At 57.8% G+C, this 24,234-nt stretch carries 22 protein-coding genes and 1 pseudogene; 6 read left to right on the plus strand and 17 right to left on the minus strand.

Going from position 1 to position 24,234, the window contains the following annotated elements; genetic code table 11:
• Positions 1-13: 13 nt before the first annotated feature.
• The 3 genes from GSF01_RS08235 to GSF01_RS08245 form a co-directional block, all read right to left on the minus strand.
• The gene (locus GSF01_RS08235; RefSeq protein WP_159882870.1) at positions 14-436 is read right to left on the minus strand and encodes a DUF350 domain-containing protein; all 423 of its coding nucleotides are present in this window, start codon (positions 434-436) and stop codon (positions 14-16) included.
• Between the two features lie 104 nt (positions 437-540).
• Complete coding sequence (locus tag GSF01_RS08240) at positions 541-1,224, minus strand: PspA/IM30 family protein (RefSeq protein WP_159882723.1); 684 nt, start codon at positions 1,222-1,224, stop codon at positions 541-543.
• A gap of 140 nt (positions 1,225-1,364) precedes the next feature.
• The gene (locus GSF01_RS08245; RefSeq protein WP_159882725.1) at positions 1,365-3,752 is read right to left on the minus strand and encodes an endonuclease MutS2; all 2,388 of its coding nucleotides are present in this window, start codon (positions 3,750-3,752) and stop codon (positions 1,365-1,367) included.
• Positions 3,753-3,941: 189 nt separating this feature from the next.
• On the opposite strand from GSF01_RS08245, the gene GSF01_RS08250 reads away from it, so the two are divergent.
• A complete protein-coding gene (locus GSF01_RS08250; RefSeq protein ID WP_159882727.1) occupies positions 3,942-4,310 on the plus strand; it encodes a phage holin family protein in 369 nt (122 codons plus the stop codon).
• 301 nt (positions 4,311-4,611) lie between these two features.
• Positions 4,612-4,995, plus strand: a complete 384-nt coding sequence (locus GSF01_RS08255) for a cupredoxin domain-containing protein (protein ID WP_159882729.1) — start codon at positions 4,612-4,614, stop codon at positions 4,993-4,995.
• 46 nt (positions 4,996-5,041) lie between these two features.
• Here the strand turns inward: GSF01_RS08255 and GSF01_RS08260 are convergent, their stop codons facing one another.
• Complete coding sequence (locus tag GSF01_RS08260; RefSeq protein ID WP_159882731.1) at positions 5,042-5,455, minus strand: DUF418 domain-containing protein; 414 nt, start codon at positions 5,453-5,455, stop codon at positions 5,042-5,044.
• A 15-nt stretch (positions 5,456-5,470) separates the two neighbouring features.
• On the opposite strand from GSF01_RS08260, the pseudogene GSF01_RS08265 reads away from it, so the two are divergent.
• Positions 5,471-5,635 (plus strand): annotated as a pseudogene (locus GSF01_RS08265) (ATP-binding protein); the annotation flags it as partial.
• 11 nt (positions 5,636-5,646) lie between these two features.
• Here GSF01_RS08265 and GSF01_RS08270 read toward each other — a convergent pair.
• From GSF01_RS08270 to GSF01_RS08295, 6 genes are all read right to left on the minus strand, one after another.
• Complete coding sequence (locus GSF01_RS08270; protein ID WP_159882735.1) at positions 5,647-6,279, minus strand: CvpA family protein; 633 nt, start codon at positions 6,277-6,279, stop codon at positions 5,647-5,649.
• 2 nt (positions 6,280-6,281) lie between these two features.
• Complete coding sequence (gene zapA / locus GSF01_RS08275) at positions 6,282-9,458, minus strand: cell division protein ZapA (protein WP_159882737.1); 3,177 nt, start codon at positions 9,456-9,458, stop codon at positions 6,282-6,284.
• 253 nt (positions 9,459-9,711) lie between these two features.
• Entirely contained in the window at positions 9,712-10,653 is a 942-nt protein-coding gene (locus GSF01_RS08280) for a macrolide 2'-phosphotransferase (RefSeq protein WP_159882739.1), read from the minus strand.
• 303 nt (positions 10,654-10,956) lie between these two features.
• Positions 10,957-13,407: a phenylalanine--tRNA ligase subunit beta gene (gene pheT, locus GSF01_RS08285; protein ID WP_159882741.1), complete on the minus strand. Its 2,451-nt coding sequence runs from the start codon at positions 13,405-13,407 to the stop codon at positions 10,957-10,959.
• A 21-nt stretch (positions 13,408-13,428) separates the two neighbouring features.
• The gene (gene pheS / locus GSF01_RS08290) at positions 13,429-14,463 is read right to left on the minus strand and encodes a phenylalanine--tRNA ligase subunit alpha (protein WP_159882743.1); all 1,035 of its coding nucleotides are present in this window, start codon (positions 14,461-14,463) and stop codon (positions 13,429-13,431) included.
• Between the two features lie 464 nt (positions 14,464-14,927).
• Complete coding sequence (locus GSF01_RS08295) at positions 14,928-15,491, minus strand: guanylate kinase (protein ID WP_159882745.1); 564 nt, start codon at positions 15,489-15,491, stop codon at positions 14,928-14,930.
• Between the two features lie 184 nt (positions 15,492-15,675).
• Here GSF01_RS08295 and GSF01_RS08300 point away from each other — a divergent pair, with 184 nt between their 5' ends.
• From GSF01_RS08300 to GSF01_RS08310, 3 genes are all read left to right on the plus strand, one after another.
• Complete coding sequence (locus tag GSF01_RS08300; RefSeq protein ID WP_159882747.1) at positions 15,676-16,149, plus strand: hypothetical protein; 474 nt, start codon at positions 15,676-15,678, stop codon at positions 16,147-16,149.
• 59 nt (positions 16,150-16,208) lie between these two features.
• Positions 16,209-16,445: a YwbE family protein gene (locus GSF01_RS08305; protein WP_159882749.1), complete on the plus strand. Its 237-nt coding sequence runs from the start codon at positions 16,209-16,211 to the stop codon at positions 16,443-16,445.
• A 111-nt stretch (positions 16,446-16,556) separates the two neighbouring features.
• The gene (locus GSF01_RS08310) at positions 16,557-16,730 is read left to right on the plus strand and encodes a hypothetical protein (RefSeq protein ID WP_159882751.1); all 174 of its coding nucleotides are present in this window, start codon (positions 16,557-16,559) and stop codon (positions 16,728-16,730) included.
• Positions 16,731-16,795: 65 nt separating this feature from the next.
• Here GSF01_RS08310 and GSF01_RS08315 read toward each other — a convergent pair whose 3' ends face one another.
• The 7 genes from GSF01_RS08315 to GSF01_RS08345 all read right to left on the minus strand — a co-directional run bounded on the left by GSF01_RS08315 (position 16,796) and on the right by GSF01_RS08345 (position 24,230).
• Positions 16,796-17,227: a hypothetical protein gene (locus GSF01_RS08315; protein WP_159882753.1), complete on the minus strand. Its 432-nt coding sequence runs from the start codon at positions 17,225-17,227 to the stop codon at positions 16,796-16,798.
• A gap of 220 nt (positions 17,228-17,447) precedes the next feature.
• Positions 17,448-18,950, minus strand: a complete 1,503-nt coding sequence (locus GSF01_RS08320) for a cobyrinate a,c-diamide synthase (RefSeq protein WP_159882755.1) — start codon at positions 18,948-18,950, stop codon at positions 17,448-17,450.
• 41 nt (positions 18,951-18,991) lie between these two features.
• Positions 18,992-20,242, minus strand: coding sequence for a cobalt-precorrin 5A hydrolase (locus tag GSF01_RS08325; protein ID WP_159882757.1), 1,251 nt, complete (start codon positions 20,240-20,242; stop codon positions 18,992-18,994).
• A complete protein-coding gene (gene cobM / locus GSF01_RS08330; protein WP_159882759.1) occupies positions 20,242-21,018 on the minus strand; it encodes a precorrin-4 C(11)-methyltransferase in 777 nt (258 codons plus the stop codon). Before cobM ends, GSF01_RS08325 begins: the two co-directional genes overlap by 1 nt.
• Positions 21,015-21,725 carry a precorrin-2 C(20)-methyltransferase gene (gene cobI / locus GSF01_RS08335; protein ID WP_159882761.1) on the minus strand — a complete coding sequence of 237 codons (711 nt, stop codon included), beginning with the start codon at positions 21,723-21,725 and terminating at the stop codon, positions 21,015-21,017. The genes cobM and cobI overlap by 4 nt, the downstream gene beginning before the upstream one ends.
• 82 nt (positions 21,726-21,807) lie before the next feature.
• Positions 21,808-23,031 carry a precorrin-6y C5,15-methyltransferase (decarboxylating) subunit CbiE gene (cbiE, locus tag GSF01_RS08340; protein WP_159882763.1) on the minus strand — a complete coding sequence of 408 codons (1,224 nt, stop codon included), beginning with the start codon at positions 23,029-23,031 and terminating at the stop codon, positions 21,808-21,810.
• The gene (locus GSF01_RS08345) at positions 23,028-24,230 is read right to left on the minus strand and encodes a cobalt-precorrin-5B (C(1))-methyltransferase (protein ID WP_159882765.1); all 1,203 of its coding nucleotides are present in this window, start codon (positions 24,228-24,230) and stop codon (positions 23,028-23,030) included. Before GSF01_RS08345 ends, cbiE begins: the two co-directional genes overlap by 4 nt.
• Between the last annotated feature and the right edge of the window lie 4 nt (positions 24,231-24,234).

Here is a 24,234-nt window from a genome sequence, read left to right on the forward strand (position 1 = left end):
GACCCTGAACAATTTAGGTTACGCTAGCGCCGATGACATAGGATAGCGACACGGATATCATCATGGAGAGCAGCCCTACGGCCCGGTTGTCCTGTTGAATTTGCTCGTCGATCTTGAAGTAAGGCGTCAGGAACTCGAATATGAAATACGCGGCCAAAAGCAGGACGAACCCGTATGCCGCCCAGGTTAAGGAGAGCAGCAGCGAATCGTTGTTCAAAATGGCAAACCGGAATATATTGCATATCCCGAAAATTTTCCCGCTGGTTGCCATGCCCACCGCTAAGTTGCCCTTCTTGATTTCATCCCAATCCTTGTATTTGGTTACCAGCTCAAATACCGCCAAGAACACGACAAGCGCCAGCACTGCCACCGAGAAAAATGCCAATGTCTCCACGAATGGATTGCCCATTATCAGGTCCACCTCTTCATTCCACATATTCAAACTTCACCATGCCCTTCTGGTAGTCTTCGGAAACAATCGAAGAGACTGAAGGCTCTGGAACCTTCAGTCTCCTGGAATCCTTTTGTCTCCTGCAAGAACTAGGCTTCGGGTTGTTTCTTAGCGGCTAATCTGGCCCTCAAGGCTGCCAGCTCATCATCGACTCCATCGTTTTTGGCAAGAGCGTTCAGCTCATCGTCCAGACTCTTGTCCTTCGAACGAAGCTCATTGCTTGCTTCCGCTTCCGCTTCGAGCTGCAGAACCTTCTCGCTCATCCGATCGAAGCCCTTAGCCGCGTTGTCTGTGCCGAAGCCGGACATCGCCTGGTTGATCTGCTTCTGCGCTTTGGCCGCTTCAGCGCGGGCGATCAGCAGATCCTTTTTGTTTTTCATCTTGCCGAACTCATCCTTCATCTCGGAGAGCTGGTTGCGCAGACGATCCGCATTGGTCTTGGCCGTCTCGTATTGGACCTTCATCTCATCATGGCGGGCTTGATGCTCTTTCTTATCCTGAAGAGCGCGTCTGGCCAGATCCTCGTTGCCGGCCTCAAGCGCCTTAAGTGCTTGCTCCTCGCGCTTCTGGACCATTTCCAGCGCTTCTTCATATTGCTGCTTGAACTTTTTCTCGATGGCAATCTGCTTTGCGACGGCGATCTCAGCTTCCTGAATATCCGCCTCCATGTCGCGAAGGAATTGGTTCAGCATTTTGACAGGGTCTTCCGCTTTATCCAGCAAGTCATTGATCGAAGCCATCGTCAAGTCGCGAAAACGTTTAAAAATTCCCATTGTCCATCCTCCCAAATTAGGAAATATCGTACACGCAGCCTGCAGAGCCAGTGACCTTCGTGTTTATATCTATTCATACGGAGCCGGAGCCGAGACGTTTCAACCAATCCGAGAAAATTTCAAAATGACTTGCATCAGCATCACTTCAGTTCCGCTACCGTGACACCGGCCCCGCCTTCGTTATAATTACCCAGCCGCTGGCTTTTCACATGCTTATGCCTGCGCAAATACTCCTGTACGCCTGTGCGAAGGACGCCAGTCCCCTTGCCGTGAATGATATAGACATGAGCAAAATTCGCCAGATACGATTCGTCTAGAAAACGATCGATTTCCAGGATCGCTTCCTCGACATTGGCTCCCCGCAGATCCAGCTCCATCTTGGCATTCTCATCGCGGGTCCGCTTCAGGCTGGAGGTTGCCTTGGGCGGCTGCTGTACCTTCGGCTGGGAAGCCGCTGCCTTGAACAGCTGCACATCCGCTTTGTTCACCTTCATCTTGAGGATGCCGAGCTGTACGGTTACTTCATGCTCGCCCGCCAACTCAACGATATGCCCCCGCTGACCTACCGTCGTCACGAGCACCTCATCGCCCGGCTCAAGCCGATCGGGCTTACGCTTGACCGTCGAGGTCTGCTTCGCTTTAAGCTCGGGCACCGCATCGTTCAGCTTGCGCTTGAGCTCGCTGATCTTGTGATCCTTAACGCCTCCGCCTTCTTCACGCTGCAGGCGGCGCAGCTCGGTGACAACCTCCTCGGCCTCGCGCCGAGCCTTCGCGACCGCCTCGCGGGCTTCGCGCTCGGCCCGCTCCATCAGCTTGCCGCGCTGCTCTTCGAAGCGTTCGCGCTCGCGGCGCAGCTCTTCTCGCAGCCGCTCCACTTCTTCGCGCAGCTGAGCCGCGGTCGTCCGCTCCGCTTCCGCCTGGATCGTGTTCTCCTCCAGCGTCGCGATCATCGACTCCACGCGCTGTTCTTCTTCATCGACCTGGCCGCGGGCGTGATCAATGATCGGCTTTGGCAGACCGAGACGCGAAGCGATGGCAAATGCATTGCTTCGGCCCGGAACGCCCACGAGCAGCCGGTAAGTAGGCCGGAGCGTCTGTACATCGAATTCCATGCTTGCATTGATAACGCCAGGGCGGTCGTAGGCATACGCCTTAAGCTCGGAATAATGCGTAGTCGCCAGAATCCGGCAGCCCATCCGATGAATATAATCGAGAATAGAGATGGCCAAAGCCGAGCCTTCGGCCGGATCCGTACCCGCTCCCAGCTCATCGAGCAGGACGAGGCTTTTCGGCGTCATTTCCTTTAGGATGCGGATAATATTCGTCATGTGGCTGGAGAATGTACTCAGGTTCTGCTCGATGCTCTGCTCGTCTCCGATATCTGCGTATATCGCGTCAAACACACAGAGCTGGCTGCCATCCTCGGCCGGCACGAACAAGCCCGACATAGCCATGAGCGACAGCAGTCCGACCGTCTTGAGCGATACCGTCTTGCCCCCTGTATTGGGGCCGGTGACGATGATGGATGAAAATTTGTTGCCCAGCTCCACATCGAGCGGTACAACCTGTTCCGGGGCGATCAACGGATGTCTGCCTCGCTTGAGCTTGATGAACCCTCGGTCGTTCAAGATCGGCAGCGTCGCCTTCATTTCCCGGGCCATACCGGCCTTCGCGAATATAAAGTCCAGCTCGGCCAGCGCCTCTACATTCGCCAGAAGCGTATCCGCCGATTCGGCGACCAGCGAGGAAAGCAGCCGAAGAATCTTCTCTACCTCAACCTCTTCCTTCAGCTTCAGCTCTCGGACCCGGTTATTCATCTGAACTACCGCTTCAGGCTCGATAAACAGCGTCGCGCCCGATGCCGACTGGTCATGGATCATCCCGCCGAAGTGGCCGCGGTACTCCTGCTTAACCGGAATCACATAACGGTCATTGCGAAGGGTCACCAGATTATCTTGGAGCATCTTCTGGATGGAGGGAGTGCGCACCATCTGCTCGAGCCGCTCGCGGGCTTTCGACTCGCTGCCCCGCAGCTCCTGTCGGACGCGCGCCAGCTCCGGACTTGCGGAATCGACCACGGTCGCGTTCTCATCGATGCATTGGCGGATCTTATCCTCCATCGACTTATGATCGGTCATGCGGGCGGTTAACTCCAGGAGCAGAGGGATCGGATAGTCTCCGTTCACATCATCCAAGAACTTGCCGAGCCTGCGTCCCCCCTGGCTGGTCATGGATACGTCCAGCAGCTCGGTCGTATTCAGCATGCCGCCGATCCGGGCGCGATGAACCGCGCTGCGGATGTTGCGAATGCCGCCGAAAGGAGCGCCCCCCTTGAGGCGGTCTACATTCACGGCCTCTTCGGTCGCCTGGAGACGGATCTTGACCGCCTGGAATTCGCCGCTCGGCTGCAGCTCCATCACCCGTTCCTGCCCCAGCGAGGTTGAGGCGTGATGGGCGCATTTCTCCAGTACCGCGTGGAAATCAAGCGTATTCAATATTTTCTGATTGTAAATTGTCGTTGTTTTCATCGGTTTCTATAAGGAACCTGCCTTTCGTAGCCTTAACCCGTTTACACCTGCTATTATATCCAACTTGTCGTTCCAAAGCGAATGATTTTGCCTGTACCTCCCACTTATATCGGCTCGCGCGGCGGGCAAACCTATTGAGTGTACCGGTGTGCAAACTGCCATCCAAGAAAGCGAAGGAGGAATCGTCTGATGCACATTCTAGGACATATTGTCCGATTTATCGTGTCCGCCTTAATCCTGCTGGTCGTTAGCTGGATCGTTCCCGGTTTTTCCGTTGGCGGGTTCTGGAGCGCATTTTTCCTGGCCTTGGTCATCGCAGTGGCCGCATGGATCATCGAGGGCGTCTTCGGCAGGCGAATTACCCCGTTCGGTCGGGGGATTGTCGGATTTCTGGTCAGTGCGCTGGTCATCTGGGCGGCTCAGTTTATCGTCAGCGGCGTATCGACCAGTATTATCGGTGCTATCCTGGCCGCTCTCGTCATCGGGATCATCGACTTGTTCATCCCGGTGAAAACTCCATTCGAGCAAGGAAACAACAAGCGAGAACGCGCAAAGTAATCCCATCCGGCCAATCAGCCAGGTCAGCCAGCTATTCTGGCAGATCTGGCTGATTTTGTCATGCCTCGATCCTATTAATATACGTCAGCGCATGCGGCTTTTGTAAGGGAGACTTTATTTATAAGCATTTACGACAGGCGGGTCCCCTACCTGGGGAGTAGGAAAATTTCACCGCTTATTCATAGGGTTGTCACCCATTTGACACAGCAATAGAGGCAGAAATGGGTTATGCTGAGAGTACTGGGCTTGATGAGGGGCCTTATCATGCACGGAAATATATATATACGGAGGGGATTTTGTAATGAAAAAATGGATCGTATCACTATCGGCGATTGCTCTGATCGCTGTCATGACAGGTTGCGGCGCCAAGTCGGAGCCAGCAGCGACTCCCGCTTCCGGGGGCCAAGCAAGCAGCGGCGCAGGCCAGGAGGTTAAGCTGATCGCCTCGAACTTTGAATTCGATCAGAAGGAATATAAAGTGAAGAAAGGTGAAGAAGTCACCTTTACCCTGGAGAACAAAGCAGGATTGCATGGCGTAGCCATCACCGGCTTGAAGGTAGATTTGAAAGGCGACAAGCTATCTGCCACGGTCACGCCTGATAAAGCGGGCACTTATGACATCATCTGCAATATCCCTTGCGGCTCTGGTCATGTCAGCATGAAATCCAAGCTGATTGTCGAATAATCGGTAGCCCTTCACATACAGGACGTCCTCGGAAGAGGACGTTTTTTTATTTGCCCTCGTCCATATAGACGCTCACTTCCGCTCTTTTCCCCGGCTTTGCCTTGGCCGACAGCGTAAGATAAGTTCCCATCCTTAGCAGTCTTTCTACCGGCCCGGTTCTAAAATGAAGCAGGTACCAGGAGCTGGCCGCGACCTGAAGGGAATAAAGAGCAAGCCCGATCGCACAGCCGGCCAAAACGCCCAGTTGACCGAACCATCCGAGGCCATAACCGTAAAACAAGGTTGTACAGACTGCCGTTTGCAGCAAATAATTCGTTAGCGACAGCCGGCCCACCGCCTCCAAGCGGACAAGCCAGACGGATGTACGCTTCATCGAAGCATAGAGGAGGGCAAAGGCGAAAAGATAACCGAGCGCAAGCAAATTCGGCCCTAGTATCGTCCCGGCGTCCCCCCATGCCATACAGAAGGTGATACATTCGGAACCGGACTTGGTATGAATATTGCCCGATCGATTGTTCTGGCCCACCACGGCAGCATTGAGGTTGAATCCAGGCTAGGCGAAGGTACGACGATCCTGCTGCAATTCCCTCTAGCCGACCGCGCTCATCATACTACCCTTCCGAGGCAGCGGGCGACATAAACGCAAAAACGTCACACTTCGGTCTGAACCGGACGTGTGACGTTTTGGGCGTTTTGGACTTCCTGGCCGTAGTCCTTGCGACTTTTAGCAGCTTCGTTACTTTCTTTCCGATTTTCCCATAATTGCTTGAGCTTATCCGCCCATACCGGCGTATGCTCTACGACATAAGGGGCGGAAGTCGAGGTGGACAGCAGCCTTTGAGCCGTGTCGCTTGGCCACACCGTCATCACGTGAACCACGAGCAGCGCAAGCAGTGCCGCTTCAAGCAGTCCGAGCAGAGCGCCGCCCCATTTGTTGAAGGTCTTGATGCCTGGGGCGGCCGCAAGCCAGTTGAGCACTCTCCCCGCTATCGCGAAAGCCAGCTTTGTCCCGAGCAGTAACAAGCCGAAGGCCAATACATTATACACGTAGGTGTCCACGCGCAGCTCCTGGGCCAGCAGCTCGTAGCGGCTGAACGTTTCGTGACCGGACAGATTCATCACGCTCTTGATCCAGGGCGCAACTTGGGAATAGCCAAGAATGGCGACGATACAGGCTACGAAAAAACCGGTAAATGAAACCAACTGTCCGATGAAGCCCCGGGCGTAGCCTAGCGCCAGACCCAGCGCGAGAATAACAAGCAAGCCGTAATCCAACCCATTCATGGCTAATCCTTCTCGACCAGCTCGATCCATTCGTTATACTCAACCTGCAGCTTCTCATACTCCGTTTGCAGCAGCCCCAGCTCCCGGAATATCCGTTCGGCCTTCTCCTGCTGCTCATCGTATTCGGCCTGCAAGGCTTTGTGCAGCTGGACCTGCTGCTTCAGCTCAAGCTGCAGCTCCTGGTACAATTCATGCTGCAAGCCCAGCTCTTCCCTATTGGCTTCCAGCTCCTTCTGCATGCGGCTTGATTCGATAGCTACCGCCTCCAGCTCTTGCAGCCGGGCGGCTTGAGAAGCAAGGCGCGCTGTCAGCACGTTATGCTCATCCAGCGAATGCTTCTGCTTATGCTCCCATGCTGCGCATTGCTCCTGAAGAGCGCGGCCGAGCTCGCGAGCTTGTCGCAGCTCCGTTTGCAAGGAAGCCAGTTGACGCTCCTTCTCTTCCAAGGCGCCTGACAGCTCGTCCTGCCTGCCCCTCAGCTGCTCGCCTTCAAGCTTACTCCGGGCTTCCAGCTCGGCAAATCGAGCCGCCAATTCGTCATGCTGCTTCTGAAGCTCTTCATACAGCTCCTGCTGGAGATGCAGCTCTTCCTGCCGCGCCAGCAGTCCCACCCGCAGCTCGTCGGCTTGGGCCGCCTGGCTCTCGCTGCGCTGCTGCCACTGACTGCTGCTTTCCTGAAGCTGCAGGTTATAGGCCTGCTGCTGAGCGAGCTGGCGCTCAAGCTGCTGGGATCGCTGCTCGCGCTCGTTCAGCTCGGCTTGGAGCTCGGCACTGCGCGCGCTGAGCGATTCCGTTTCTTGGCGGGCGCGTGCCTGCGCTTGCGCCAGCTCCTCCTGATTACGCTGCTCGGCTTGAGCCAGCTCGGCTCGCAGAGTCGACTCGATCTGCTCCAGCTCGGCCTGGCGACGCGATTCGGCTTGCTCCAGCTCGGCCCGCAGGCCCGCCTCCAATTCGGCCAATTCTGTCAAGCGACGCGCTTCCGTTTGGTCTTGCTCCGCCTGCAGTCGTGCTTCGGCTTGCTCGAGTTCCGCTGTTCGTCTTGCTTCGGCCTGTTCCAGATCGGCTCGACTCCGCGCCTCCGCCTGTTCCAGATCGGCCTGCCTCCGCGCTTCCGCCTGCTCCAGCTCGCGCGCATGCCTCTCCCGAAGCTCCGCCTCGGCTTGCTTCCAGGCCTCCATCTCGGCATGTCCGGTATCCACATGCTGCTGCAGCTCCGCCTCGCGCGCCGCGCTGGCCTGCTTCAGTTCCGCAAGCTCTCTCTCCAGCTCCCGGTACAGCTCCAGCTGCATCTCAAGCTCTTCCGACTGCTCCTGCCGCTTCTGACGTTCCGCCTCGAGCTCTTCCCGCGCCATCTCCGCCTGGAGCAGCAGGTCGCGGCCCTGCTCCAGTTGCTCGCCGAGCTGAATCTGCAGTCTGCGCTGCTTCTCTTGATGCTCGGCAAGCTCGGCCTGCCTTCTCTGCTCCGCCTCTTCGACTTGTCGGGTATAGTAGGCCTCGCGTTCGTCCGAGCGCTCCGCCGCCGCGGCTGCGCTGTCTTCCGCTTCCTGGAGCAAACGCGCTATCCGCTGCTCCAAGGCTGCCTGGCGCTCCGCTTCCGCTTCGAGTGCGATACGTGAACGCTCGGCCGCCACTTCAAGCTCCGCTTGAAGCTCGGTTTCCCTTACGCCGCTTTGCTCCAACAGTTCATTATACAGTGCGATCTGCAGCTCTACCTCTTGCTGCTGTGCCGTAAGTTCTTCCTGGAGCTGGTCATGCTGCTCGCTCAGCTCCGCTATTCGACGCTCCCGATCGGCAAGCTGTCTCGCGTATTCTTCACTCTCGGCCGTCAGCCTGCTTTCGAGCTCAGCGCGCCGACGCTCCTGCTCGGCACGCTCTGCCGTCAGCTTGCTGTCGAACTCGGCACGCAGCTGCTCCTGTACCTCCAGCTCAGCGGTCAGCATCTCCTCCAGCTCGGCGAGCTGACGCTCATGCTCCGCTCGCTCGGCAGCCAGCTTGCCTTCCAGCTCCGCACGCTCGCGCTCCTGCTCCTCAAGCCCTGCCGCCAGGCGGCTCTCCAGCTCGGCGCGCTGTCGCTCCTGCTCCGCTCGCTCGGCGGCCAGCTTGCCTTCCAGCTCCGCACGCTCGCGCTCATGCTCCTCATGCCCTGCCGCCAGACGGCTCTCCAGCTCGGCGCGCTGACGCTCATGCTCCGCTCGCTCGGCGGCCAGCTTGCCTTCCAGCTCCGCACGCTCGCGCTCATGCTCCTCAAGACCCGCCGCCAGACGGCTCTCCAGCTCGGCGCGCTGACGCTCCTGCTCCGCTCGCTCGGCGGCCAGCTTGCCTTCCAGCTCCGCACGCTCGCGCTCATGCTCCTCATGCCCTGCCGCCAGGCGGCTCTCCAGCTCAGCGCGCTGACGCTCCTGCTCCGCTCGCTCGGCGGCCAGCTTGCCTTCCAGCTCCGCACGCTCGCGCTCATGCTCCTCATGCCCTGCCGCCAGGCGGCTCTCCAGCTCAGCGCGCTGACGCTCCTGCTCCGCTCGCTCGGCGGCCAGCTTGCCTTCCAGCTCATCCCGCTGGCGTTCCCCCTCGAGCAGCAGCTGGCCCAGTCGCTCAGCTTCGCGGGACAGCTCCGCACTTCGCCCTTCATACTCGCGGGCACGCTCCAGCGCAGCGGCCAGCTTCCCCTCTAGTTCCTCCTGGAGCGCAAGCTGACGGTCCAGACGCTCGGCCGTTTCAGCAAACTCCGATTCAATCGCCTGCTTGTGCTCGGCTAGCGCTTCCATTTCCTTGACAAGCGCCGCTTCTCTTTCCTCCAGCGCATCCTTACGCGTTTGCAGCCCGTTCCGCTCCGCAGTAACCTCCGCCAACTGCTCCCTTTCCTTGATCAACTCCTGCTGCAGCTGCTCCAGCAGCTCTGCGGCTGCCGTCACATCTGCCAGTGCCTTATCCAGCTCTCGCTTCTGCTGCTGCGAATCTTCGATTTGTTCCTGCATCCTCGTCCACTCATCGGCCATATTCACCGCTGCCAATACAGCAATCTTGGGAAGATCCAGCCGAGGACTTCCCGAAGCTATGCGATGCATCTGATCATTGACCAAGGCGACGACTCGCTTTATATAGGAAGGACTGGACCTTGAAACCAATTTATATTGGGTGCCGTAGATGTCGACGGTCAAACGCACTTTCTCTTCACCGTTCACGCAGGTTGTCCCCTTTCCATAAAACAAAAAAATTCTCCGTATCCTCAACTATTCGATACGGAGAATCGCTTTTCCTGCTGCCTCTGGCCATGAATTGTCAAGGGAAGCGATATACAAATGACGGAAATTATTACCAAGCCCTCAGTGTCTGAATTGAACGAATTAAAGGCCGTCGCTCAAGTCACATCGATGACTTGAGCGACGGCCCCGTCTTCTTCCGTTATCGCACCTTTTATGGCGAAACGTTGTTAGGTTATGATGTCGGGAGCTCTTCCCCCTGCTCATCGACGCCAAGAGCGTTTCTGGCCATAACCATATACTCCTCCAACCCGGACTTCAAGGCAAAGGCCGCGATAAGCAAAGGATAGGCCGCCGTCATCTCGACGATATGCTCCTGCATTCTCGGCCAGACCTGTCCGCCGGCTTCTTTATACTTGTCAATTAAGTCGGCCAGCCCGGAATCTCCGAATAAGGTGTATTGGATGGTAAAGTCGATTGCCGGATCGGCTACCTCTGCCTCCGTCCAATCCAGCAGGCCGGTTACCTCCCCGGCTGAGTTTACTACGATATGGCCCGGATGAAGGTCGCCGTGTACGAGCGACGAATGCTGCGGCCAATACGTTTCATCCGCAAGCCATCGCTGCCAGCGGTCCCATAACGCTGCCGAAACCCCCACGCTTCGTTTTATTTCATTCATCCTGTCCGATAGCGATCTTCGCACCTGATCCGGCTGCTTAACGCGCACCCCGGCTCTAGAAGCTTCCTTATGGTCAACAGCGTGCAGCGCGGCCATAGCTTCAGCTAAGGTTTGGAAGAAACGTTCAGGCAGAGCTTTGGGGTCAATATACCAATCGTAATTGCTCTTCTCTGCATTTATAGTAGCAACCGGAGAGCCTTCCAGTCTCCGATAAGCGATCAATTCAGGCGTATGCACCTGCCAGTTCGGCACGGCTACAGGCAATTTGCCAGCAATCAGGTCCAGTACCTTTTTCTCATAAGCAGCCGATTCCACTACATCATCGCGGCGTGGAGCCCGCAGCACCCATGGGATCCCATCCTTGGCTCGAGCGAATACGGCGTAAAAATCCAAACCCGATTCGTTGATCTTTACGTCGGCCGGGTCCGCCTCGATCCCATGGTCACTTGCAAGCGAGAGCAAGCTGTCTACTTTATTCGTTATACTCTTATCCACCATGAACCTTCCACCTCATTCATCGTATTCGTTAATACAAGCAGCACAAATAAACTTGAATCATCCTGAATTTTCGAACAGACTGAAAAAAAAGGACTCGCTTGAATTAACGTAAACGCATGAAATGGATGCCCATAACGAAAACCCTCCCAGCAAGAAAACATACCCTAGTATAACACTGACTATTTTGAATAATCAATGGATACAACCTTCCGTCAATAGGCCATGGGCGTACAAAAAAAGCGAAGGATAAGTTCTAATCTTGAACCTATCTTCCGCTTTCTATAAGGGTCTAGGAGGGCCTTCCTACTTGCGCAGCTCCGCCCCGTAGGTGGCCTCGAGCGCCGCTACAACCCGGCCATGCAGCTCGCTTACTTCCTCGTCGGTCAACGTGCGGTCGGCCGTCCGGTACACCAGGGCGATCGCCACGCTCTTCTTGGCTTCGCCGACCCGCTCTCCCGTGTAAATATCGAATACCTGGATCGACTCCAGCAGCTCGCCGGCCGTCTCCTGGGCCTTGGCGATCAGATCGCCGACCGCGATCCCGCGATCAACTACCAAAGCCATATCGCGTGAGATCGCAGGGAACCGGGGCAGCGGGCTGTAAGTGAAGCGGGCGGCGGCCAGCTTCGTCAGCGCATCCATCTCGACCTCCAGCACATACGTATCGTCCAGATCCTTGGATTGCTGCAGGGCAGGATGCAGTTGGCCGATCGTGCCGATCACACGGCGCGCACCGTCCAGCTCGACCTCGATCGCAGCCGTCCGGCCCGGGTGAAAGCCTTCTACCTGCGCCTGCACATAACGAAGGCCCTCAATGCCGAGATAAGAGATGACGCTCTCGAATAGGCCCTTCAGATCGTAGAAGTCCACATTCCCCGGCTTGCCCGTCCAGTGCAGCTCGCTTCGCTTCCCGGTCAACAGAGCGGAGAGCAGCAGCTTTTCCTCCGGCTGCCGGGTCAATCTCGATTCGTCCGTTAAAAATACAGGAGCAATTTCAAACAAGGCTACATCGTCGTTATTCCGATTGCGGTTATACACCGCCGCATCGATCAGATGCGGAACGAGGCTGGTCCGCAGCACGCTGCGCTCCTCGCTCATCGGCATAGCAAGCGCCACCGGCTTGGCATCGCGGTAGATGCCGGGAAACGCTGCGATGTGGTCGGGATGCGTGTAGGAGTAGGTAATCGCCTCATGCAGCCCGCTGCCGTTCAGCAGACGGCGCACCGTCCGGCGGATCGCTTGCTCCCGCGTCAGCGAGCCCGGCGTCGTCTCCGTGTTCATGAGCGTCGTCGGGATGTTGTCGTAGCCGTACAGACGGGCCACTTCCTCGATCAGATCGACAGCGAGCGTAATATCGCCGCGGCGGCTCGGCACATGAGCGAGCAATCCATCATGCTCCAGCGGCTCTACCGTAAAGTTCAGGCGTCCGAGGATGGAGGTGATCTCTTCCACCGACAGGCTCGTACCCAGATACGTGTTGATCCGGCTGGCTGTGATTTCAATTTGCACAGGGCGATGCTCGCTTGCGACTGCCTCGACCAAGCCGGAAGCGACCTGTCCGCCGCCCAGCTCCGCGATCAGAGCAGCAGCACGATCCAGCGCCGGGATAACGGCTTCGGGATTCACTTCCTTCTCGAAGCGAAGCGAGGCTTCGGAGCGCAGACCAAGCTGACGGCTTGTTTTGCGGACCGTCACTCCGTCAAACTTCGCAGATTCCAGCAAAATGCGGGACGTCCCGTCCGTAACCTCGGAGTTCGCGCCGCCCATCACTCCGGCCAGTGCGACCGGCTTCGTGCCATCCGTGATCAGCAGCATATGTGGCTCCAGCTTGCGCTCGATATGATCCAGCGTCTCAAGCGTCTCGCCTTCCCGCGCATAGCGAACGTCGATGTGGCCGTTCTCCAGCCGGTCCGCGTCAAATGCGTGCAGCGGCTGTCCATACTCCAGCATGACGTAATTCGTAATATCGACGATATTGCTGATCGGGCGAATTCCGGCCGCCATCAGCCGGTTTTGCAGCCAGAGCGGAGACGGACCTACCTTCACGCCTTCGATCAAGCGGGCAGCGTAGTGAGAGCAAGCATCCTTGGCGGTAATCTCTACCGAAATCCGGTCTGCCGCCTTCACCGAAGCCTCTGCGTCACGAAGTCCCGACTCGCTGTCCGGCAAACGAACCTCCCGGCCCAAGATGGCCGCTATCTCATAAGCGGTCCCCAGCATGCTGAGACAGTCGGAGCGGTTGGGCGTCAGGTCGAGATCCATCACTTCATCGTTGATCGCGAGCACATCCAGAATGCTCTCGCCTACCTGCGTATCGGCCGGCAGCACGAGAATCCCCTCCTGAATTTCCTTCGGCAGCAGCTTGTCGTTCAGGCCCAGCTCCTTGGCGGAGCAGATCATGCCCTGGGATTCCACGCCGCGCAGCTTTGCGCGTTTGATCACAAGCCCGTCCGGAAGCTTCGCTCCGACCGTCGCCACAGGCACCTTCTGACCTGCGTCCACATTTTTCGCCCCGCACACGATCTGCAGCTCTTCGCCTGTGCCTACATCCACCTTGCACACGCTCAGCTTATCCGCATCCGGATGCTTTTCTCTGGAAGTGACGTAGCCGACGACAACGCCGGTCACGCCTTTGTTGCGGCTTTCCACGATATCGACCTCGATGCCGCTGCGTGTCAGCTTCTCCGCCAGTTCCCCAGCCGTATAATCCGCTATGTCCACATACTGAGCCAACCATTGATAAGATACATTCATCGCTTGTTCTCGCCCCTTCCCTTACAAGTGAACGAACTGCTTCAGGAAGCGCAGATCGTTCGTATAGAAATGCCGAATATCTTCGATATCGTATTTGAGCATCGCAATCCGCTCGACTCCAAGACCGAATGCGAAGCCGTTATATTCCTCCGGATCGTACCCGGCCATCTCCAGCACGCGCGGATGCACCATCCCGGAGCCGAGAATCTCCAGCCAGCCCGTATGCTTGCACACCCGGCAGCCGCTGCCGCCGCACATGGCACAAGTCACATCGACCTCCGCGCTAGGCTCGGTGAAGGGGAAGAAGCTCGGACGCATCCGAATTTTCGTCTGCTCGCCGAACAGCTCCTGCATAAAGCGAAGCAACGTCCCCTTGAGATCGCTCATGCGGATGTTGCGGTCGATGACCAAGCCTTCGATCTGAGTGAACATGTGGGAATGCGTAGCGTCGTCGTCATCGCGGCGATATACGCGGCCCGGGCAAATAATTTTAATCGGCACGCGGCCCTTGCTCTTCTCAAGCGTCCGTACCTGCACGGGCGAGGTTTGCGTGCGCATCAGGATATCCTCCGTGATGTAGAACGAATCCTGCATATCCCGCGCCGGGTGATTTTTGGGCAAATTCAACGCTTCAAAGTTGTAGTAATCCTGCTCCACCTCGGGTCCTTCGGCGACCGTATAGCCCATCCCGATGAAAATATCCTCGATCTCCTGGATCACCTTGTTGATCGGGTGCTGCGCCCCCTGTGCCGCCGGGCGGCCTGGCAACGTGACATCGATCGTCTCGGAGGCTAGTCTGGCTTCCGTCTCAGCCTGGTTGTAGGCAGCCTGCTTAGCCTCGATCACTTCCTCGATCGCCCCGCGCACCTCATTGACCACCAGGCCGATAGCCGGGCGCTCCTCCGCGCTCAAAGCCCCCATGCCGCGTAAAATCTCGGTAAGCGGGCCCTTCTTGCCCAAATATTTAATCCGCAGCTCACTCAGCTGCTGCTGGCTTTGAACACCCGCCAGCTCGCCGAGGGCTTCTTCCTTCAACTGCAACAAACGTTCCTTCATGTTCCTGCTCCCTTCATAAAGTCGTAAGTAGACAGCGGCAAGCCCCATTCCCGAAGCCCGCCCCGTCCCTGATGCGAAACAAGGCCGCCTCTTCAGCCTGGACAACGCAAAAAAGGCTCCTTCCTCCCGGATAAGGGACGAAAAAGCCGTGGTACCACCCTTGTTAGAAAGCCTTATAGACACGCACAATCGCTGTCCGCTTTCTTACTTCATTGAACATAACGGTTCGAAAACCGGGACCCTCTACTTGCCGCAGCGCGCAACCTGACAAGATCGCCCGCGGTTTCAAGGGACTGCTCGGGAGCGAACTTCGGCAGCCTGATTCCATCGGTCCCGCTCTCAGTCTCCGGCGGTTCCTCCCTGTGAAGAAGCACTGCTTACTTTTCTCCGTCCATGCATTTGGTCGGTATGGATTTATCAAGTATTATATGCAATCCCCGCCAAGGATGCAAGAGGCGGCAAGCTCAGGTGACGAGCAGGCTCGCGCGCACGGCTTCCAGCACCTTGGCCGCAGTGGCCTCCAGCTCCAGGTTCTCCACCACAATTTCACAGGACTTTCGGTAAGAGACCTCGTCGGGGTATTGGGCCATGTAACGCTCCAGCACTTCGAAAGGAGTACCTCTCGCTGTCAGCCTCTCCAGAATCGACTGCTTGCTTACATAAATGAAAATCCGCACGGCCTGGGCTCCGAACATGCGTTTGAACAGTTCCGTTCCTTCCTTGTTCAACACAAGATAAGCGCCGTACTCGGAGGAGAGGGCAGCCTCCAGATCGGCCCGCTTGATCCCATAGCGATACCGGTTGATCTTGGCCGTTTGGATAAACTCGCCGTCCTGCTCCGCCTTCTCGAAATCGCTTTCATGGATAAACCGGTAAAAATCCGTGTTAGTCTCTTTCTTCCTCGGCTCGCGGGTCGTATAGGAAGCAACCGCCGTCAGCTGCAAGGCTTCCCCGACACGACGGGCCACCGATTTGCGTCCTGAGCCGCCGGTGCCGGTAAAAAGAAGTAGAATGGGCCGTCCGTTCATATGCCATCACTCCCTTTATAGAAAGCTACTGGATAATTCTATTATAGTACGAATATTCAGACAATTAAAGCGGTTACCGTAAATTTTCTTGCGGCCCGCTTCTTGCCCGACCATTTTTGAGAACCCGAGTCTCTATGGTATAATCAACCAAACCCTAATTGTCTACGAAAAGCGAGGTTCTTCCATGTTAAGCTACGAACAGAAAAAAGCGGTGATCGAATCCTTCTCCGAGCTGACGCGCAAAGAGGTATCGCTCGGTCGCGCCAATTATCATTATGAAAACAGCGGTTACGATAAGAAAATCGTCGTTTATCATCTTCATCCCAACGGAAATGGTTTCGTCTATGCCGGCCACTTGGCCGAAGCGGAGACCGACGACCGGGGGCTTGTCAATATTCGCGATTATGGCGAAGACGAGCTGCGCGCCCTGATCAAAGCTTCTATCTTATCGCTCGCCCCGAAGTCGGCTGCAGAGCTGGCCGTCAGTGGCACGGCGGACGACGAAGAACGCTGGCACGGCCCGGATAACCAAACCCTGCTGCTCGTTCATGAGGATGAGCTGTGGTACGTGTATGCCGGCCTTAATCTCGAGTCGGCTTTCGAAACTTATGAAGAAGCCGTGCACTATTTGCAGGAGGAAGGGTTTCGCCGTCCTTAGAATGGCCGTAGGATTTCGTCATTCGGCACAAGAAGATACAGCAGGAAGGAGTGCAGAGGATGAATAAAGCCGGACAGCAGCGCAGCCAGATTCGCCCCGGACTCGAGGTGGATATTGTGCTGAAGCAGGACCAGCGAACCGGGAAAACGACACGGGGAATCGTCAAGGATATTTTGACCAATTCTCCTACACACCCGCATGGTATAAAGGTAAGGCTGCAGAACGGACAGGTTGGTCGAGTCCAGTCCGTAATTAGCACAGATACAAGCACAGGCGCAGGCGGCAGCTCAAGCTGATCTGCGTCTTTTCTGTACTTCCGCTCTTGCTATATGCCTTCCGCACGCCTTATAATGGGAACATACATTCTTATTTCAACTTAGAATCCATTGCGACGACAGGTGATACCCATGGAATCCAACAATTTGTTCGAAGATTTACGTGTAAAGTTCAAGGACGAGGACCGCGCCAAGCTGGTCATGCAGCAGCTGCGGACTTACCAGGAAAGCAAGCAAAGACGCAAGTGGTGGCAGAAGCTCACGCCGTCCCGCAGGCCCAGAACCAAGCCAAAGCCCTGGGAGTGAGCCTCTCCGTTGCAGGTTCATTGCCAAAGCGAGGACGTTCCCTGCAGCTGCCGGTTTTCTATGCGCTATCTCCGCTCCAGCGGTATCCCATGCCGATCGGCCCATCTCTGCATGGCCGTCATGACGACGGGAGTTTGGGAACGGGCAAACGCCATTTCGCTCCAGCCCCAACCATGCCTGCTCTTCACCGCTATCCTTCTCCGATTTTCCTCCAGACGGATCGCGGTAATGTCCGCTTGCTTGTATGCCCTCCGTCCGGCCAGGATCATGTCGTCTCCGATCAGCAGCGTATATCGCCTCCCGGCCAGCAGGACGAACAGCCCCGCGGAAGCGATTAGCAGGCTCGACAGCATCAGGAATAGAAGCGTCCGCTCATACAAGATCGCCGACTGCTTGATCCCGTTTATCAGCCAAATTCCCGTCACTGCGGTAACCCCGCTTAACCAGGAGGCGAACCTTCCCGGCCTCGTAACCTTTATCCAAGTCGTATCCTTCATTCCCTAATCCTCCTGTCCTGCCATTAGGACTCTCTCCTTCTCGGTACGATTCTCGCGATTATCGTCATTTAGCCTATTATCTTGATATATATGCGGAGCATGACGAGCTATGCATTGCCTGCGCAGAGGTAGGTACGGACGGCGCAGCAGGAAAAACCGTCTGTCCATTTACCTGGAAAGACGGTTTACCTGCTTTCTTTTTCCTTTATCCTTTTTCCGGCTAGAGCCCTTCCTCCTGCTTCCGCTCTCCCTGATACATCAAGCATAGCTCCAGCCAGCGCGGGACCAGACCGGGATTGGAGGCAAAGTGAAGATGCGTATAACCGGCGACTAACCGGTCGCGCAGGCTCCCTTCCGTTTTAAGTCCCCGCATCCCCTGGGTTTCGTAGGCCTGAGGCAGCTTCTCCTCCCCTGGCTCATAGACGGAATAATGAAACTCATGTCCGCGGGCCCGTTCGCCGTCCGGCAGCAGATAGTTGCCCCGCAATCCCGTCACCTCGCGCAATCCGAGCGCGGCCAGCTTTGTCTGCATCGACACCTGTCCGGGTACGATGCCTACCATCGGGTAGCTCTGTCCCTTCGTATCCCGGATCGACTCGGTCAAGTACATATAACCGCCGCATTCGGCAAATGTAGGCATGCCCGAGGAGATGGCGCGGCGGATCGACTCAGCCACCTCGGTCTGTTCGGCAAGACGCCCGGCAAACTCCTCCGGGAAGCCCCCTCCGATATAAAGCCCGTCGGCATCGGATGGAACCTGCTCGCCGGCGAGCGGCGAGAAGAAGGCCAGCTCGGCGCCATGCAGTTGGAGCAGCTCCAGGTTTTCCTCGTAGTAGAAATGAAATGCCGGGTCTCTCGCCACTGCCAGCTTAACGGAGAAACGCCTTGCCGGCTCCGCAAACAATACAGGCTTGCCTGAGCGGACTGAAGACGCAGGGCGTTTGACAACCATCGAGCCCGTCGCAGGACCGGTACCCGATGGTATCCCGGACGTCTCCGCAAGCGGTCCGTCCGCCGGTACGCCGGCCAGCTCCAGCAAACGGTCCAGATCCGAGCACGTCTCCAGGCGGTCAGCCAACGCCGTGTAGAAGCTGTCCAGCTCGCCCCGCTCGATGGATGGCACGAGTCCGAGATGCCGCTCCGGCACGGACAGCTCGTCGCTGCGCAGCATATACCCCACGACAGGTATGCCACATTCCTGCTCAATCGCTTCCTTCACGATCCGGTAATGATTTTCGCTTCCGACCTTGTTGGCAAAGACGGCTGCGATCTTCACCTGCGGGTCCAACAGCTGGAAGCCCTTCACGATAGCGGCGGCGCTGCGCGCCATGCTCTGACAGTTGACGACCAGCAGCACCGCGCTGTCCAGCAGCACGCTGATCTCGGCCGTACTTCCCGTATTCGACTTCGGGTCCTTGCCGTCATAAAGCCCCATCACACCCTCGATGACGGCCAGATCCGCATCGGCCGAGGCCCGGTCATAAATCTCCCGTACGACCTCCGCACCCATCATCCACGCGTCCAGGTTTCGGGATGGCCGTGAGGTGACCGCTTTATGATAGGTCGGATCGATATAGTCAGGTCCGCATTTGAAGCCTTGAACGACTAAGCCTCTTCGCCGCAGAGCCGCCATGATGCCCAGCGTGACCGTCGTCTTGCCGACGCCGCTGCCGGTTCCGGCAATAACGAGACTGCGGGCCGCCCCCGATTGCCTGTTGTCCATTTGCGGGATTCCTCCTGTGTCTAAGTGTCTAAGTATGTATGTTACGAATAGGTCATCAACGCGACGGAGATGGTAACATTGCCGCTCTTTTTCTTGGTCAGGACAAGCCGGTCATTGCCGGAATACCGCTTGGCGGCAGGTTCGCTGACTCCGTAAGCGCCCGTAAACCGGAAGACGGTTTCGGACGGCTCCTCGATGGCGATCTCATTCAGCTCCTGCGCCGTATAGCAGACCAGCGGCCAGCCGTTCCGTTCACATACGGAGAGCAGTCCGGCCTCGTCCTTCTTCAGGTCGATCGTGCAAACGGCCCTCACACTGCGGATCGAGAAGCGCAGCTCCTCCAGCGTTCGGCGGATGACCGTCTCGAGCTCCGCTTCCTCCGTCCCGCGGTTACAGCCGATCCCCAGCACGATCGACTTGGGGCGATACAGCACGCCATTCGCGAGGATGCCTTCCTCATCGGCTTCCAACAGCCGGTGCGTCACCACCAGAGCGCCTTGCGGATGGTCGGCCTGGGCGGCCCGCACGTGATCGTATACGCGGATACTATCCGGCATCGGCGTATCGTGGAGCCACCAGTTCGGCTCCCCCGATTCCTGCACGACTGCCACCCGCTCTTCATTGACCACCGAGGCGCTCACCGCCGTCAGCTTGTCGGCGCTTTCCCATGTCCAGCCAAACCGCCGGCCGAACAGATCGACGGCAATCGTCTTCTGCACATCCGAAGCCGTCGTAATGACCGCGCGGGCGTTCAGCGCCGCCGCAACCTCGCCCGTCAGCTCATTGGCTCCGCCCAGATGCCCGGACAGCACGCTGATGACATGCTCCCCTTTATCGTCCACGACGACGATCCCGGGGTCGGTCTTTTTATCCACGAGCAGCGGTGCGATCATCCGTACGACCGCACCGAGCGAGATGATGCAGACGATGCCCGAGTACGCCGGAAACAGGGCGGGGAACAGCAGCCTCACGCTCCCGTCGAATAACTGAATACCACGCGCCACTTCGTCTCCCCGGGCGAACTTCGACATGTAGTAGACGTCGGCCACGCCTTCGAAGGAAGTCTGCAGCCGCCTGGCCACCTCTACGCCGTGCTTGGTGATGGCCACGATCGCATAGTCCCCAGTGCGGCGGATGGACGGCACGACGCCCTCCTGCAGCTTGATGCGATTCCCTGAGGCGATTTCACTTGCTTCCGCTGCTTCGACAGGCCGCCCCAACTGCCCTGCGCTTGCGCTGATCGCCGATGTATTTCTTTCCGTCTTGGACTGCACGGCATCCGTCTCCTGCATTATTCCTTCACTCCCTTACGAAAGCGATGAGTGAACGTCTTGTCGTACAGCTTGGAGCGATACTCATCCCGGTCATGAATCTCCGGGTCCAGCGCCCAGCCTGCCAATATCATCGCGTGGGAACGAATGCCATGCGCACGCATATCCTCATCCAGTCGCGCCAGCGTCGAACGCACGATAAGCTGATCGGGCCATGTCGCTCGCTGGACGACGGCTACCGGCGTGTCCGGACTCCAGCCGGCCTCGGTCAGCTCGCTTATGACTTTCTTCGTCAGCGTAGCGCTGAGGAACAACGCCAAGGTGCAGTGATGAGCCGCCAAATCGCGCAGCTGCTCCCTATCCGGCATCGGCGTGCGTCCTTCGACACGCGTCAGGATAAGCGTCTGCGTCAATTCGGGGATCGTCAGCTCAGCCCCGATGGCCGCCGCCGAGGCGAAGACGGAGCTGACGCCCGGGATGACCTCGTAGTCAATCCCTTCCCGCTTCAGCAAAGCGGCCTGCTCCATGATCGCGCCATATATCGAGGGATCGCCCGTGTGAACGCGGACAACCATTTTTCCCGCCTTCACCCGATCGGACATCACGTCTACCATTTCCTCCAAGCTCATGCCCGCGCTCAGCATGACCTCCGCACCGGGCTTGGCCTTCGCGATCAGCTCGGGGTTCACGAGCGAGTCGGTATACAGAACGACATCCGCCTCCTGGAGCAGCTTCAATCCCTTGACGGTAATGAGGTCCGGATCGCCCGGCCCCGCTCCGATCATGTATATTTTCATTTTCTCACCACCATCAAGGTCAAATATTCCAGCTCGCGCCCCGCAAGCTCGGTGACATCACGCCATATCTGCTCCTCTTCCGATGTGACCTTCGTCAATACCGACGCCTTCTCCGTCAACCCAAGGTCGCCCAGCACGCGCAGCATCAGATCGATGACCTTCGCCACCTTGATAAACACGACGGCATCATGCGTCTCCAGCGCCTTCCGCATCGCCTCGTAATCATCCGTTGCCGGCACGATCGCCACCTGCTCGTCTCCATCCGCAAGCGGCAGGCCAAGCCGGGACGCCGAGGCGATCACCGATGAGATGCCCGGGACCGAGACAGCCTCTACTTCGGGATGCTGCTCCTTCATCAGGCGCATAAGGTGAATATAAGTGCTGTACAGCATCGTATCCCCTTCGGTCACAAACGCGACATCCTGTCCCTGGGACAAATATCCCCATACCGTCTCGACCGTTTTGTTCCAATGCTTCTCCAGCGCTTCCCGATCCTTCGTCATGGGGAAGGTCAGTCCGAGCATCACCTTCTCCCGGGTATCCACATAAAGCTCCGTAATCGAGAGCGCGTAGCTCTTGGCTCCCGATTTCTTCCTCGGAAAAGCGATGACGGGGCATTGCTTCAGCAGACGGAATGCCTTTACCGTGATCAGCTCCGGGTCTCCGGGCCCTACCCCCAGTCCATACAACGTGCCTAGCTTTGTCATGCCATAGCTTCCTTTCATAGTCCATATTGAACCTGGATGAGCGGGCTTCATCTGCTCCGTCTTGTCCAGTTATAACGTTAATTCAATTGCGCCGCGCCGCTATGATATAGACCGGATTCAACCCTTCGAATCGGGTCATGTCCAGGATCGGCTTGCTGCGAGCAAGCTGGGCGAGCGTAATATCCGTGGCGAAGCCCTCTTGGGAAAATGCCTGCTGGGCAGCCGATAAATTTTCGATCGTCGCCGCATTCAAGACGATGGTCCCGCCCGGGCGCAGCCGGGAGCAGCAAAGCGCCAGCAGCTCGCGCAGCTCGCCCCCGCTGCCGCCGATAAACACGGCATCCGGGTCGGGAAAGGCTTCTAGTCCTTCCGGCGCCTTGCTATGAACCAGCGTGAGGTCGGCTCTGAACTTGCGGCAGTTTTCCGCCGCATTGGCAAGGTCCCCCTCATTCTTCTCCATCGCATAGACAGCCCCCTCCCTGCATAAACGGGCGGCTTCGATAGCGACCGAGCCGGTGCAGGTGCCGATGTCCCAAACGATGCTGTCCGGCTTGAGCCCGAGCGCCGCCAGACTGAGCACGCGGACCTCCCGCTTTGTAATAAGCCCTTTATCCGGCTTGCGCTGAGCGAATTCGGCATCGTCGATACCCAGCGTCCACTCCGCCGGCTTGTCAGCGTCACGTCTTACACGCAGCACCATGACATTCAGCGCAGCGAAGAAGGCAGCCTCCATACCGGCCAGCTCCTCCACGCCATACCAGCCGGTACGCTCCTGCTCCCCGCCCAGATGCTCCCCGACGAACACCTCATACTCCGTCATGCCGAACTCGAGCAAATAGCCGGCAATAGCCGGGGGATGGTTAACCTCATCGGTCAGCAGCGCCACCTTGCGCTTGCCGTCCAGACGCTGAGCCAATCCTTTGATCGGTCGGCCGTGCAGGCTGACCACCACCGCATCCTGCCAGCTGTCCCCTATTCGGGCAAATGCCAGCTGAAGCGAGCTTACCGCCGGGTATACGCATACCCGTCCGGGCAGCTTGCCGGACAAATATCCGCCTATGCCATAAAATAACGGATCGCCTGAAGCCAGCACGACCGTATCGCGTACCTCCTGCTCCAGCCTTGCAACCAGCCCGGAGAGGCCGTTCTTTATCGATACCTTCTCCGCCGGACTGTCTTCAAAAAAAGACAGCTGCCTCTCCCCTCCGACTAATACTCCGCAGCGCTCGATGCGCTCCAGATAGGAGGCCGGAAGGCCCGCCTTGCCGTCATCGCCCACGCCAATCACGGTAATGGAATGGCTCATGTTTCTTCCTTCTCCTTCCTGTCGGACGATCCTGTCCAGCTCGACCGCCCTAGCAGCTCGGCCTTCATAGAGATAATGACCGTCTCTACCTCTGCCGTTTCCCTCATCTCGTCCCCAGCCCCTCTGCTGTCCAATGTCCCTTCCTGCAGGTCCATCCCCCGTCCGGCCTCTCTCAGCAGAGCGTGGCAGCAATACGAGCCCATTCGCTCAAAAAATGTCCGGTTACCCTGCGTTTGCATCATATCGCCTACCTGAGCGGCCGTATTCGCCTCTCGGATCTCGATCAGCGTCTCTTCAGAGGCGCCCGCCTCCCGGGCCAGCCCGGCTAGAAATCCGAAGTCAACCGGCGCACTCTTGGAGTGCACCATCATCACGCCTTGAGCTACCTTGGAGAACTTGCCCATCATCCCGATCAGCGTAATCCGGCTGATTCCCTGCCGAACGCATTGCTGCACGGCAAAGCCGACGAAGTCGCCCATTTCGACGAATGCTTCCTCGGGCAGCGCCGGGTACAGCTCCATGCCGTATTTCTCGGTCCGGCCTCCTGTAGACAGCACGATATGGCGTACGCCGCTTTTGACCGCAACCCGGATCGCCTGCGCTACACTCGCCTTATAGGCGGCGGTCGAGAAGGGAACGACGGTTCCTCGGGTGCCCAGGATGGATATGCCGCCAAGGATGCCCAATCTGCCATTCAGCGTCTTCTTGGCAATCTCCTCGCCATCCGGCACGGATACGACCACGCGAACCCCCCGATGGAGCATATCGAACCGATGGAGGACCGCCTTCACAGCCTCGCGGATCATCTTGCGCGGGACTGGATTGATCGCCGCCTGTCCCACCTCGACGGGCAAGCCCGGCTTGGTCACGCGCCCTACGCCGACGCCGCCGTCGATCTCGATCCCCGGTTGCTCCGTCCAGAACACCTCGCTTATAATTCTCGCGCCGTGCGTCGCGTCCGGGTCGTCGCCTCCGTCCTTGATAATCTCCGCGCTCGCCCTATCCGTCTCGAAGGCGCAGCGGACGATCGCGAACGTCGCGTCCTGCCCGACCGGCAGCCGAATCGTCGCCTCTTCCACGGGCTCCTGCCTAATCAGCGCCTCCAGCGCCGCTTGGGCGGCGGCGGTTGCGCAGGCTCCCGTCGTGTATCCGTGACGCAGCGGCTTTGCTTCCCCATTGTCTCCAGCAGCCTGCGCCATCGCG

The sequence above is a fragment of the Paenibacillus puerhi genome (assembly GCF_009846885.1).
Classification (GTDB): Bacteria; Bacillota; Bacilli; order Paenibacillales; family NBRC-103111; genus Paenibacillus_G; species Paenibacillus_G puerhi.

Bases quoted from the DNA above. Each gene is read 5' to 3' on its own strand.
- GSF01_RS08235 (WP_159882870.1), bottom strand. From the start codon at position 436: ATGTGGAATGAAGAGGTGGACCTGATAATGGGCAATCCATTCGTGGAG.
- GSF01_RS08240 (WP_159882723.1), bottom strand. From the start codon at position 1,224: ATGGGAATTTTTAAACGTTTTCGCGACTTGACGATGGCTTCGATCAAT.
- GSF01_RS08245 (WP_159882725.1), bottom strand. From the start codon at position 3,752: ATGAAAACAACGACAATTTACAATCAGAAAATATTGAATACGCTTGAT.
- GSF01_RS08250 (WP_159882727.1), top strand. From the start codon at position 3,942: ATGCACATTCTAGGACATATTGTCCGATTTATCGTGTCCGCCTTAATC.
- GSF01_RS08255 (WP_159882729.1), top strand. From the start codon at position 4,612: ATGAAAAAATGGATCGTATCACTATCGGCGATTGCTCTGATCGCTGTC.
- GSF01_RS08260 (WP_159882731.1), bottom strand. From the start codon at position 5,455: ATGGCATGGGGGGACGCCGGGACGATACTAGGGCCGAATTTGCTTGCG.
- GSF01_RS08270 (WP_159882735.1), bottom strand. From the start codon at position 6,279: ATGAATGGGTTGGATTACGGCTTGCTTGTTATTCTCGCGCTGGGTCTG.
- GSF01_RS08280 (WP_159882739.1), bottom strand. From the start codon at position 10,653: ATGGTGGATAAGAGTATAACGAATAAAGTAGACAGCTTGCTCTCGCTT.
- pheT (WP_159882741.1), bottom strand. From the start codon at position 13,407: ATGAATGTATCTTATCAATGGTTGGCTCAGTATGTGGACATAGCGGAT.
- pheS (WP_159882743.1), bottom strand. From the start codon at position 14,463: ATGAAGGAACGTTTGTTGCAGTTGAAGGAAGAAGCCCTCGGCGAGCTG.
- GSF01_RS08295 (WP_159882745.1), bottom strand. From the start codon at position 15,491: ATGAACGGACGGCCCATTCTACTTCTTTTTACCGGCACCGGCGGCTCA.
- GSF01_RS08300 (WP_159882747.1), top strand. From the start codon at position 15,676: ATGTTAAGCTACGAACAGAAAAAAGCGGTGATCGAATCCTTCTCCGAG.
- GSF01_RS08305 (WP_159882749.1), top strand. From the start codon at position 16,209: ATGAATAAAGCCGGACAGCAGCGCAGCCAGATTCGCCCCGGACTCGAG.
- GSF01_RS08310 (WP_159882751.1), top strand. From the start codon at position 16,557: ATGGAATCCAACAATTTGTTCGAAGATTTACGTGTAAAGTTCAAGGAC.
- GSF01_RS08315 (WP_159882753.1), bottom strand. From the start codon at position 17,227: ATGAAGGATACGACTTGGATAAAGGTTACGAGGCCGGGAAGGTTCGCC.
- GSF01_RS08320 (WP_159882755.1), bottom strand. From the start codon at position 18,950: ATGGACAACAGGCAATCGGGGGCGGCCCGCAGTCTCGTTATTGCCGGA.
- GSF01_RS08325 (WP_159882757.1), bottom strand. From the start codon at position 20,242: ATGCAGGAGACGGATGCCGTGCAGTCCAAGACGGAAAGAAATACATCG.
- cobM (WP_159882759.1), bottom strand. From the start codon at position 21,018: ATGAAAATATACATGATCGGAGCGGGGCCGGGCGATCCGGACCTCATT.
- cobI (WP_159882761.1), bottom strand. From the start codon at position 21,725: ATGACAAAGCTAGGCACGTTGTATGGACTGGGGGTAGGGCCCGGAGAC.
- cbiE (WP_159882763.1), bottom strand. From the start codon at position 23,031: ATGAGCCATTCCATTACCGTGATTGGCGTGGGCGATGACGGCAAGGCG.
- GSF01_RS08345 (WP_159882765.1), bottom strand. From the start codon at position 24,230: ATGGCGCAGGCTGCTGGAGACAATGGGGAAGCAAAGCCGCTGCGTCAC.